The following is a 13,056-nucleotide window of genomic DNA, read 5'->3' as shown; positions in this document are numbered from 1 at the left end:
TGTTGTGTGGTGTTAATTCCAAAAAAGTATTTAGCCTGTGGCACACTGCGCGATGGTGCGGAGCGATTGCGCGGAGCGCACTGCCGAAGGCAATCGCAGATAGGATAGCTAGCTGCTGATAAGAAGAGAGAACTTCTCATTGTTGGTAGGCAACAGAAATTACTGTAGCTTCGCAATTTACAGTCCCCCAGATTAGTCTATGTCCTATGTCTGCTTATTCCATTGATACTGCCTTGGCGGAGTTGGAAGCTCAAATCAACAGTTGTGAAAAGACTTTGATTCGGTTTATAGAGGAGAAAAAAGTGAAATCAGAAAAACCAATGTCCATTAACAAGATTAACAGACAATTACAACAAAATCCTATAGCCATTGTTGGTATGGCGTCTCTATTTCCCAAGGCCAGAAATTTACGGGAATATTGGCGCAATATTGTTAACAAAATTGACTGTATTACCGATGTTCCTGATACACATTGGAGCGTGAAAGATTACTACGATCCAAACCCCAGAACACCGGAAGATAAAACCTACTGTAAACGAGGTGGGTTTATTCCTGAAGTTGATTTTAACCCAATGGAATTCGGCATCCCACCGAGCATTTTGGAAGTCACAGATGTATCGCAACTATTAAGTTTAGTAGTTGCGAAAGAAGCAATGGAAGATGCTGGCTATGGTGAAAATCGTGAGTTTAGCCGCGAGACTGTTGGGGTAATTTTAGGCGTGGCGATGGCCAAGCAGCTAGGAATGCCACTTTCAGCACGGTTGGAGTATCCGATTTGGGAAAAAGCGCTCAAAAGCAGCGGTTTATCTGATGAAGATACCGCAAAAATTGTTGAAAAAATCAAAAGCGCTTATGTCAAGTGGGACGAGAACGCGTTCCCTGGAATGTTAGCCAACGTCGTTGCAGGTAGAATTGCCAACCGCCTGAATTTTGGCGGGATGAACTGTGTAGTTGATGCTGCTTGTGCTAGTTCCTTCGGCGCTTTAAAAATGGCGATTAGCGAACTAGTCGAGTATCGCAGCGACATGATGCTAACAGGTGGCGTTGACACCGACAACACCATCATGGCTTACATCTCCTTCAGCAAAACCCCGGCTGTTTCGCCTAGCGAGAATGTCAGACCTTTTGATGCTAAATCGGATGGGATGATGCTAGGTGAAGGTATCGGCATGATTGTTCTGAAGCGTTTGGAAGATGCGGAACGCGACAACGATAAAATTTATGCAGTAATCAAAGGCATTGGTACTTCTAGCGATGGACGCTACAAGAGCATTTATGCTCCCCGCAAAGAAGGTCAAGTAAAAGCCTTAGAACGTGCTTATGAAGATGCAGGCTTTTCTCCCGCTACTGTGGGTTTGATGGAAGCGCACGGCACAGGCACAATGGCTGGCGACCCCACAGAATTCGGCTCTTTAAGAGATTTCTTTGGTGAACATGACTCTAAAAGGCAGCACATCGCTCTTGGCAGTGTGAAATCGCAAATTGGACATACTAAAGCAGCTGCGGGTGCAGCAAGCTTAATTAAAACTGCTTTGGCATTACATCACAAGATATTGCCACCGACGATTAACATTACCGAGCCAAACCCCAAACTCAACATTAAAAATTCCTCATTCTATTTAAATACAGAAACTAGACCTTGGATTCGGGCAGAAGGTGAAGCCCCAAGACGCGCGGGTGTAAGTTCCTTTGGCTTTGGCGGTACAAATTATCACGTCGTCTTAGAAGAATATGGAGACGAACAAAACCGCCCCTACCGCTTACACAATGCACCTGCGGAAATTCTGCTATTTGCTGGTACTTCTGTCCAACTTGTAACCAAGTGTGAAGAAACTTTGGGTAAGTTGCAGTCAAATGATGGCGAAAGACATTATGCAGAATTAGTTCAAGAGTGTACATCTCAAGAAATTCCCCAAGCTGCGGCGAGAGTTGGGTTTGTCGCCGAGAATCTGCAAGAAGCTTGCAAGTTACTGCAAATTAGTCTTGACTGGCTAAAACACAAAGGTTCAGCAATCTCTTGGGAGCATCCCCAAGGAATTTACTTCCGTTCCGCTGGGATGAATTTGGGCGGTAAAGTCGTATCGCTGTTTTCTGGGCAAGGTTCTCAATATTTAGAGATGGGGCGGGAAGTGGTGATGAACTTCCCCGAAATGCGCCGTCTTTACGGGCAAATGGATAGTTTGTTACTCAAAGATAATTTGCGGCCGTTGTCGGAGATCGTGTTTCCTGCTCCAACGTTTGAAGAAGCAGAGAAAAATGCCCAAGTCGCCGCTTTACAACGGACAGAATATGCTCAACCCGCGATCGGGGTGTTGAGTGCTGGGTTGTATTCCATTATGCAACAAGCTGGCTTCAAGTCAGATTTTGTGGCTGGACACAGCTTTGGGGAACTGACAGCTTTGTGGGCTGCGGGGGTTTTGAGCGAGCAAGATTACTTATTCTTGGTGAAAGCTAGGGGTCAAGCAATGGCGGCTCCCGAAGACCCGGATCATGATGCGGGAAGTATGCTAGCCGTCAAAGAAGAAATTGGCAAAGTAGAAGCGGTTGTGAGACATTTTCCCCAAGTAGCGATCGCTAATATTAATTCTCCGACACAAGTTGTATTAGCCGGGCCTACCGCCGAAATCGCCAAAGTTCGGCAAGCATTGCAAGACAAAGGCTATGCGGCTGTTTTACTACCTGTATCCGCAGCTTTCCATACACCTTTGATTGCTTTTGCTCAAAAATCCTTTGCGATCGCTACTAAGACAGTTAGCTTCCAAGCTCCCCAAATCCCTGTTTTTAGCAACGTCACTGGCAAACAGTATCCCAAAGAAGCTCAATCGATTCAAAAAATCCTCGAAACTCACCTATCAAACTCGGTGCTGTTTAAGCAGGAGATTGAGAATATCTACGCAGTCGGCGGTTCTTGCTTTGTGGAATTTGGGCCTCGAAAGATTCTCACTAACTTAGTCAAAGATATCCTTGGCGATCGCCCTCATCTTACCGTATCTTTGAACCCCAGCACTCAAAAGAGTAGCGATCGCTCTCTACGAGAAGCGGCTGTACAGTTGCGCGTAGCTGGCTTGGCTTTGAAAAACCTCGACCCTTATCAACTACCACCTGCACTTCCCGCACTGGAAAATGAGAAGAAGAAGGCATTAAATGTGCGTTTAAACGGCATTAACTATGTGTCGGAAAAAACCAAAAACGCCTTTGCACAAGCTTTGCAGAACGGACATCAAGTAAAACTACCTGCTGCGCCATCCCCAGAGCCAGCTTTAACAAACCACGTCACCCCTGAGTTCTCTGCAAATACAGCTTCTCCAGTTCCCACACCAGAAGCAATCCAGGGTAATGGACATAAAAAAGCATCCCCTGTTACCAGCAATCTCATTATTGAACCAAAGCCTCAGATGAATCCTGTGACCCTTTTAGATCAACCAGCCCAGGAATCTAAGATGCAAACACCACCAGAAAAACCTCTAAATCATCAACGAGTTCTAGAGAGTTTAGAATACCTCCTGGCACAGTTTCAGAACAATCAAAGCGAAAATTTACAAGTACACGAACAATATCTTAATCATCAGATGGAATACGCCAAAACGTTTTTCCAATTGATGCAGCAGCAAAATTCCTTGCTAGCTGAAGCTAAATCTTCTGCGGAAACTACCAAGCTCAAGCAAGTTGTCATGGAAAGCTTAGAGCGCAGCATGATGCAGTTTCATTCTCAACAAGGTGAAACACTACGCATTCATGAGCAGTATCTGCAAGAGCAAGTAGAATATACCAAAAACTTTTTCCAACTTATTCAGCAAGAGTATTCGCAGATAGTTTCTGGTGAGGAAGTTACTCAACCAGTGCTGTCAGCCCAAATTGTTACCGATGCACCTGTACCTCCTACTGCCAAAATTGTAGCAAGTCAGCCTGTATCTCTAATTGAGCCTGTCGCTCAAAATGGTTCAGCTACAACTTCCAAGCCTGTAGTTGAGATTCCTGTAGCGCCCACGCCCAAGGCTGTAGAAATTCCACCTCAACCTGTAGTTGAGATTCCTGTAGCGCCCACGCCCAAAGCTGTAGAAATTCAGCCCCAGCCTGTAGTTGAGATTCCTGAGCTTCCTGTTCAGCCTGAGCCTGTAGCTGAAATTATCTCATTCAACCCAGAACCTGCACCTGTATCTAGCACCGTCGATTTAGCTGAATTGGGTAACAACCTGTTAGCCATCACTAGTGAAAAAACAGGCTACCCCATTGAAATGTTAGAGATGGACATGGATATGGAGGCAGACTTAGGAATTGACTCCATCAAACGGGTAGAAATCTTGGGTGGACTACAAGAATTATACCCCGACTTACCCAAGCCAAATTTAGAAGAATTGGCAGAAAAACGTACCATTGGCCAAGTCGTCGAGTATCTGCAATCTCACACTGCTAGAAGTGTCTCAGTAGAGATAGCGATTCAAGAAGTACAGCAAGTTGCGGAAATTCCCCAAGTAGTCATTCCAGTAGAGACTGTAGTTACTCCTCCTGAGCCAGTAGTTAGTTTTGAATCAACCCCAGCCAGCGACACTATCTTATTCAACCCCGAAACTGAAACAACAACTACCAGCGATTACGCAGATTTAGGTCAAACTCTACTCACCATTACCAGTGAAAAAACAGGTTACCCAGTAGAGATGCTGGAAATGGATATGGACATGGAGGCAGATTTAGGGATTGACTCCATTAAACGAGTAGAAATCTTGGGCGCAATGCAGGAGATGTACCCCGATTTACCTAAGCCTAATATCGAAGAACTGGGAGACTTACGCACCATCGGTCAAATAGTTGATTATCTCCAGAAGCTGGCTGGAGGTGAAAAAAAAAAGTATCAGCTTGAGTTTGACGATGAGCCAATTATAAATGTAGACCACAACGTCCAACGGCTTCCCGCTAAACTCAAATTCCTGCCAACACCAGATTATCTAGATTTCAGTTTACCAGAGGGACACATTGGTTTAGTCACCGATGATGGTTCCCTCACCACCTCGGTGGTAGTGCAATCTCTAATCGAGAAAGGTTGGAAAATCGTAGTATTAAGTTTCCCCCAATCGATTGTTCCTCAACAAGCACTCTTACCCCCAGGCGTGACGAGGATAACCCTAGCAGATTTGAGTGAACAGCTACTGCAAGATAAATTATCTGCGTTCTCCGCAGGGGTTGCCGAAGGCATCGCCACTAACTTCGGCAACATTGGGGCTTTCATTCATCTTCACCCTGTATTTCCGGTAAGTCGCACAAAGACAATTTCCTATCTAGAACAAGAAAAAGCGATCGTCAAACACGTCTTCTTAATGGCCAAACACCTAAAAAAACCCCTCAATGATGCGGCGCGTTACGGACGCAGTTGTTTTGTAACTGTAGCTCGTTTAGATGGAGCCTTCGGGTTTGAGCATAACGTCAACTTTGGAGTCATCGGTGCTGGTTTAGCTGGCTTAACCAAAACAATGAGATGGGAATGGCCCAAAGTATATTCGAGAGCGATCGACCTTAGCCCCAGTCTAGATGCTCAACAATCAGCACAACACATCATTGCTGAATTGCACGACTCCAATCTCTATATAAGTGAAGTTGCTTACGGCGCTCAAGGGCGAGTTACCCTCACTAGTTCATCTGATAAGTAAAGAGGTGAGGGAGACAACGAGTAACACCTCATCTCCCTCTCTTCAAAATTCTTCTTCCTTTGTGTACTTTGCGTCCTTTGCGGTTCGTTTAAAAATCTTTTTTTCTCACGCACAGACGCGAAGGCGCAGAGAAGAGGAGAGAAGAAAGCAATTATCCGCGTTCATCAGTCTTTAACAAAATATGACAACACAAACACCTATTCGTCCTTCATCAGTTTTTCTTGTTAGTGGTGGAGCTAAAGGTATAACTGCTGAATGCACGATTGAACTCGCCAAAAAACAACCTTGTAAATTTATTCTTCTTGGTCGTTCTGAACTATTAGAAAATGAGCCTGATTACGCTCAGAATTGTTTTGAAGAAGCTGCATTAAAAAAACGCATCATGGAAAATCTTCTTGCTCAAGGTGAGAAGCCTACACCCATGAGTGTGCAAAAGATATATAACAAGATTCACTCTAGCCGCGAAATTAAAAAAACTCTGGCAGAAATTCAACAAACAGGAGCTACGGCTGAATATCTGAGCGTTGATGTTACAGATACGCAAGCTTTAGAAGAGAAACTTACGGCTGCTGTTAACCGGATGGGGCCAATTACAGGCATCATACATGGTGCAGGTAATTTAGCTGATAAGTTAATTGAAAAGAAAACAGAACAGGATTTTGAAAAGGTTTACACTGCCAAAGTGCAAGGGTTAGAAAATCTTTTAGCTTGCGTTAAACCAGAACAACTTCAGCATTTAGTGTTGTTTTCTTCAGTAACAGGATTTTATGGCAATATTGGTCAATCTGATTATGCGATCGCCAACGAAATCCTCAACAAATCAGCCCACTTGATGAAACAGAACTATCCCAACTGTCACGTAGTGGCGATTAATTGGGGAGGCTGGGATAGTGGGATGGTAACGCCAGAACTCAAAAAAGCTTTTGCGGAACGGGGAATTGATATTATCCCTGTGGAAGTTGGCACAAAAATGTTAGTCAAAGAACTACATCCTAAGAATCATGCAACTACCCAAGTTGTCATTGGTAGCCCTTTAATTCCACCTCCTGCACCTTTAGATTCAGAACTGAAAACTTATCAAATTCGTCGCCGCATCACAGTAGCAGCCAATCCTTTTTTAATGGATCACGTGATTGCTGGTTATCCAGTAGTTCCAGCTACCTGTGCTATGTCATGGATGATTAATGGTTGTGAAGAAATTTATCCAGGTTATCGATATTTCAGTTGCAAAGATTTTAAAGTTCTCAAGGGAATTACCTTTAATGAATCTGTAGCCAGCGAGCATATTCTACAACTCAAAGAACTTGCTAAAACCGATGGGCAATTTATTGAATTTGAAACCAAGATTTTGAGTAAAACCCCCGAAGGTAAAACTCATTATCATTTTAGTTCTACCATCAAACTGGTGCGAGAATTACCTACTGCACCTATGTATGATGCCATGAACCTTACAGAGGATGGTATCATTACAGCTACTGGTAAAGATTTTTATCAAAACGGGCCATCTACATTATTTCATGGGCCATGTTTTCAGCAAATCCAAAGGGTTTTAAACATTAGTCAAGCAAAAATTACTACGGAATGCTTTTGGTCACAAATCACAGAGCAACAACAAGGGCAATTTCCTATACATTGGCACAATCCATACTCAACAGATTTGAGTACACAACCCTTATGGATTTGGTTAAACCATTTTCATCAAGAAGTTTGTTTACCTGGAATGTTGACTACATCTGAACAATACAGAGCAATACCAGTCAATGAAACTTTTTATGTTTCTTGTGACATTAAGGAGAAAAAAGCAACTGGTGTAACTGCTGATTTCATTCTCCACGATCGCCAAGGGCAATTATACTCACGTATCTTGGGTGCTAAAGCAGTTGTTGCACCAATGAGCTTACTACAACCTAAGTAATTAAGCTCATTGTATGAATAGCATTTCTGAATTGAATTAAATACAAACTAAGATGTATTATACTCAACTTAGAAATGCTATGCTTTAACATTTTTTTGTTTAGGTAACAGCGTAAAATTTTAATTGCGTCAAGTTCGGGGAATAGCGTAAATCCTGTTAAGTGTGGGGAAAGAATAAGTTTTTTAATATAGTAATCTTATTTGAGTTGTGAAATTTACTTTTTTAATCATTAAAAGCGTAGTAGCTTGCCGAAGGCATCATAACTTCGGTGCAGCGGATAATGCAGAGCCAAAAAATAAATAATTTCACAAATCAATGAAGATAACTATATACAATTCCCCTCTCGCCTAATACCCCAACGAGGATATAAGCAGTGGAAAAAATAGCCATTATCGGATTATCATGCCTCTTTCCTGATGCGAATAATCCCGAACAGTTTTGGCAGAATCTCACCGAGGAGAAAGATTCTACATCACCTGTTACTGCCGAAGATTTGGGAGTAGACCCCACAATATTTTACGAGCCAATTAAGGGTCAACCGGAAAAAATCTATTTTCTTCAAGGTGGATTCATCCGTAATTTTGAGTTTGATGCTAGCGAGTATAACCTAGAACCAGAATTTATTCAAAGTTTGGATAACAGCTTTAAGTGGTCACTTTATGCCGCTAAACAAGCTATTCAGCAAAGTGGTTATTGGGGAAATCAAAAAGTTCTTTCCAAATGTGGTGTAATTTTAGGGACTTTATCTTTACCCACCAAATTATCTAATCAATTGTTTGCACCAATTTATCAGCAAACTATTGAACCTGCGATCGCAGAACTTTTACAAGCTAAAAACTTCAAATTAGCTGCGTTACCAACGACAACCAAAGCCTCTCCTTATAATGCAATGATCACCGGCTTTCCAGCCGCGCTAGTCTCTCAAGCATTTTCTTTATCTAGTAATCATTTCACGATAGATGCAGCTTGTTCATCATCATTTTATGCGATAAAGCTGGCATCTCATTACTTGCGATCGCGCAAAGCTGATGTGATGTTAGCTGGTGCAATTAGTTGCGTAGATACACTCTTTTTACGGATGTTATTTTCTGGCATTCAAGGTTATCCCGAAAATGGCATCAGCCGTCCTTTAGATAAGTCTTCTCGCGGACTAATTACATCCGATGGTATTGGGATGGTAATGCTGAAACGGTATAGTGATGCTGTCAGAGATGGCGATAAAATTTTAGCTGTTATCTCTGGCAATGGACTTTCAAATGATGGTAAAGGTAAGCACTTACTTAGCCCCAATTCTAAAGGGCAAATTCTAGCATTTGAACGGGCATATACTGAAGCACAAATTTCTCCCAAAGCAATTGACTATATGGAGTGTCATGCTACTGGAACTTTACTAGGAGACACCACCGAATTAAATTCTATAGAAACTTTCTTTGGACAACATCAAGCATCTCCTTTAGTAGGTTCTAGCAAAGCTAATGTAGGACACTTATTAGTTGCTGCCGGTATGGTTGGCTTGGCTAAAACCATTTGTAGTATGAATGCAGGTGTTATTCCAGCAACGATTAATGTGGCTGAACCTATAGGTTCAGAAAATACTGTCATTTCTGCCAAAAATATTGTGAGAACTGCCACAACCTGGCCAAATAATTCTTCAATAAAACGTGCAGCCTTAAGTGCTTTTGGCTTTGGCGGAACTAACTCACATCTAATTCTGGAAAAGAAGGATGAAGTGTAAAAAATTAGGCTGCTTGCGAAAGTCAAAAAAATAAATTATTTAACCGCCGATAAACGCGGATAAACGCCGATTCTCTTCCTTTGTCTCTTTCCTTTGTGTACTTTGTGTACTTTGCGGTTCGTTCTAATTATTTTTTGTTTACTACTTATCTGAGCATAGCTTACACAGTGCTAAAAAAAATGAACCACAAAGGGCACGAAGAACGCAAAGTAAAGATACTTTCAGAGAGATTACTGTAGCCAACAGACTAATTTCTGCAACATATTCCATCCTTCAAACCTTAGTTAGCGTAATTAAATGATGTTTGAGCAAAATATGCAATCAGCCAAAATTGCCATTGTGGGCATGGATGCCTTTTTTAGTGAATGTAAAGATTTAGATGCTTTTGAACGTAGTATTTATGACGGCAAACAGCATTTTGTTCCTCTGCCGTCTAAGAGATGGTATGGCATAGATGGGCAGGAAAATTTGCTTAAAGAGTATGGCTTGCCAGACGGTAAAGCACCAGTAGGGGCATACATTCAAGATTTTGAACTTGACACTTTAGCTTACAAAATTCCTCCAAATGAAGTAGAACAACTGAATCCGCAACAACTGTTACTGTTAACAGTGGCAGATGGTGCATTGAAAGATGCCAGCATTCAAGAAGGGGGAAATGTCGCCGTAATTATTGCAGCTGAGGCAGAATTGTCTGTTCACCAGCTACAGCAAAGATGGAATTTATCGTGGCAAATTAAAGATGGTTTAAATGCTGCGGAAATTGCCTTGCCTGCTGATAAAATTGCTCAGTTAGAAACAATTGTCAAAGATAGTGTTCACCATCAAGTAGATATTGGTGAATATCTCAGTTACATTGCCAACATCATGGCGAGTCGTATTTCTTCGCTGTGGAATTTCACTGGCCCTGCATTTACTATGACGGCGGTGGAAACTTCTGCTTTCAAAGCTTTGGAAGTGGCACAAATGCTACTCATAACTGGGGAAGTAGATGCTGTGGTGGTTGGTGCTGTCGATTTGGCAGGTGGCATAGAAAATGTTTTATTGCGTAGCCAATGGGGAACAGTTAACACTGGTGCTAATACCTTAAGTTATGACCAGAAAGCCAATGGCTGGACGGTTGGCGAAGGTGCAGGTGCAGTCGTTCTCAAGCGTTATGATACTGCTAAACAAAATGGCGATCGCATCTATGCAGTTATTGATGCCGTTAGTATTGGGCAAGCACCTTCTACCTCTGTAGATGCGGAAACCATTAACCAAACCTGCCAGCAAGCTTTCCAATTGGCGGGGATTCAACCTACAGAAGTTAACTATGTAGAAGTTGTTGCTAGTGGTTTTCCCCAGGAAGATGAAGCAGAAATTGCCGGGATGCTTCAGGCTTATCCCCCAGTAGGAGATGGTCTGCACTGTGCGATTGGTAGTGTGAAGTCCAATATTGGTCACACCTATGTAGCATCGGGAATTGCTAGCTTAATCAAAACAGCTTTGTGTCTCTATCACAACTATATTCCTGCTACGCCTAACTGGTCTGGTGTGAAAACACCCGAAGTTTGGCAAGGTAGTCCTTTCTTTGTGGCGACGGAATCTAGACCTTGGTTCCTCCATAAAGACAGTACTCACAGAATCGCCGCCATTAATGGTATGGGTTGTGATGGGACTTGTGCCCATGTCATCTTGTCAGATGAACCAGACCAAATAAATCACAGCAGCAAGTATTTACAACAACGGCCTTTTTATCTTTTCCCCTTGGCAGCTGATGAGCGTTCAGCTTTACTAGATTTGTTGGATAATCTCCAACAAGATATCGAAAATGCTGACTCTTTATCTGATGCTGCTAGCTTGAACTTTGTGAGATTTCAGCAGCATTCTACAGCTAAGTATGTGCTAGCGATCGCAGGCCGGAATAAGAAGGAATTACTCAAAGAAATCATATCGGCGCAAAAAGGTGTAAATACTGCCTTTGAACGCAATACAGACTGGCAAACACCAATAGGTAGTTATTTCACAGCTAACCCATTAGGCAAAAAAGGTTCAGTTGCATACGTTTATCCAGCTGCGGTCAATTCTTATGTGGGTATTGGTCGCACTCTCTTCCGGCTATTCCCCAACGTTCAGGATGACCCCTTCGTTAAGAGTCTGTATAAACGAGTCTCGGATGTTGAGAAACTCGTTTTTCCCCGAAGCTTAAATAAGTTGTCAACTCGGCAACTAGAAACCCTGGAAAAGAAATTGCTAGATGATTCCCTAGCAATGTTTGAGGCGGAAATGTTTTTTACCAGGCTAATCACCACAGTTATTCGTGATAACTTTCAAGTCAAACCCAAATACGTGTTTGGCTATAGCCTTGGTGAAACTAGCATGATGGTAGCCCAAGGCGTTTGGAGTAATTTTTACGAAGGAAGTAACAGCTTTAACTCATCGGCTTTATTTGGCGATAGGTTATCTGGCCCGAAAAATGCCGTGCGTGAATATTGGGGATTACCACCAGCATCCGACACTCCAGACAATAATTTCTGGTGTAACTATGTTCTCATGGCGACTCCAGCCCAGGTGAGAGAATGCCTTAAAAATGAGAGTCGTGTCTATTTAACGCAGATTAATACACCAGAAGAAGTATTAATTGCTGGCGAACCAGCAGCCTGTAAGCGAGTAATCGAAACTCTTGGCTGCAATGCATTTCCGGCTCCCTTCGACCATGTGATTCATTGTGAAGCCATGCGATCGGAATATACAGAGTTAGTCAAACTCAACACTTTACCAACTCAGGAGATTCCTGGTATTACTTTTTATTCTGCGGCTGGATATAAACCGATCGCAGTTAACAGTGAAGCAGTAGCCCATAGTATCGCCACCGGACTAAGCCAACAACTTGATTTTCCTCGCTTAGTTAACCGCGTTTACGCCGATGGAGTCAAAATCTTTATTGAAGCAGGTGCAGGCGGTGTCTGTTCTCGCTGGGTAGGTAAAATTCTTGAAGGACAAGAACACATCACAGTATCTCTCAACAGAAGAGGTATGGATGATCATACTTCCATAGTTAAAGCGTTAGCAAAACTGCTTAGTCATCGAGTTGATATGGACTTATCATCTCTGTATGGCCTCTCCCAAGAAAGTAGCGATCGCGCGGAGCGCACTGCCGTTCGCGCAGCGTCTCCAACAGGAGAAGGCGATCGCAGTAAATTAACGCTAAGAACTATCACTTTAGGTGGTAACTCAATTACTGACACAATATTGAGTGAAGAAAATCGAAAATTTTTCCAAAATTCAACTAATAACCCTCAGCTACAATCCACCAAATTTGAGTATCAAAGAGAAGTTGAAATTATCAACTCACTGAATACTCCAGTGGTAATTGCTACAAATAATAAGTCTGTTGATGATATTTCACTGCCTACAAATCAGCCAGAAGAAATCGCAGAGAAAAATATCATTGAACACGGTTTAGTCTCAACGGAACAATTACAATCCTCTGAGATAACTACCAGCCAACAACCAACACAGCCCAGCTTACCACCACAAAATATAACTCGCAAATTTGGCAAAACTATCAGTATGTCCGATTTAAATAAGACTCAATATCAAAAGCTCAATGCTAACAATGCACATTTGACTAAAGCTCACACTGCCTTCTTAAAATCTAGACAAAATTTTAGCAAGCAAATGAGCGAAATTATTCAATTGCAATTAGCTTGTGCCCAAAATTTACTCAACGAAGACTCTTAATCATTAAGTATTAAGGATAAAGGATGAATTACAGTATTTCCCAT

General features: G+C 42.3%; 4 protein-coding genes. All 4 read left to right on the top strand.

Going from position 1 to position 13,056, the window contains the following annotated elements; translation table 11 throughout:
• The first annotated feature begins 206 nt into the window (after positions 1–206).
• The 4 genes from AC5JL8_RS21485 (at position 207) to AC5JL8_RS21470 (ending at position 13,012) form a co-directional block, all read left to right on the top strand.
• Positions 207–5,642, top strand: coding sequence for a beta-ketoacyl synthase N-terminal-like domain-containing protein (locus AC5JL8_RS21485; RefSeq protein ID WP_495881718.1), 5,436 nt, complete (start codon positions 207–209; stop codon positions 5,640–5,642).
• Between the two features lie 181 nt (positions 5,643–5,823).
• On the top strand, positions 5,824–7,557 hold the full coding sequence (locus AC5JL8_RS21480; protein ID WP_495881717.1) for an SDR family NAD(P)-dependent oxidoreductase: 1,734 nt from the start codon (positions 5,824–5,826) through the stop codon (positions 7,555–7,557).
• A gap of 373 nt (positions 7,558–7,930) precedes the next feature.
• Positions 7,931–9,292, top strand: coding sequence for a beta-ketoacyl [acyl carrier protein] synthase domain-containing protein (locus AC5JL8_RS21475; protein ID WP_495881716.1), 1,362 nt, complete (start codon positions 7,931–7,933; stop codon positions 9,290–9,292).
• Positions 9,293–9,592: 300 nt separating this feature from the next.
• Entirely contained in the window at positions 9,593–13,012 is a 3,420-nt protein-coding gene (locus AC5JL8_RS21470) for a PfaB family protein (protein ID WP_495881767.1), read from the top strand.
• Positions 13,013–13,056: the final 44 nt, after the last annotated feature.

Source organism: Mojavia sp. (assembly GCF_059505145.1).
This window is presented reverse-complemented; position numbering and strand designations above follow the sequence as displayed.

What these genes read in the sequence shown, in the direction of transcription:
- AC5JL8_RS21480 (WP_495881717.1), top strand. Translation starts at nt 5,824, where the DNA reads ATGACAACACAAACACCTATTCGTCCTTCATCAGTTTTTCTTGTTAGT.
- AC5JL8_RS21470 (WP_495881767.1), top strand. Translation starts at nt 9,593, where the DNA reads ATGTTTGAGCAAAATATGCAATCAGCCAAAATTGCCATTGTGGGCATG.
- AC5JL8_RS21485 (WP_495881718.1), top strand. Translation starts at nt 207, where the DNA reads ATGTCTGCTTATTCCATTGATACTGCCTTGGCGGAGTTGGAAGCTCAA.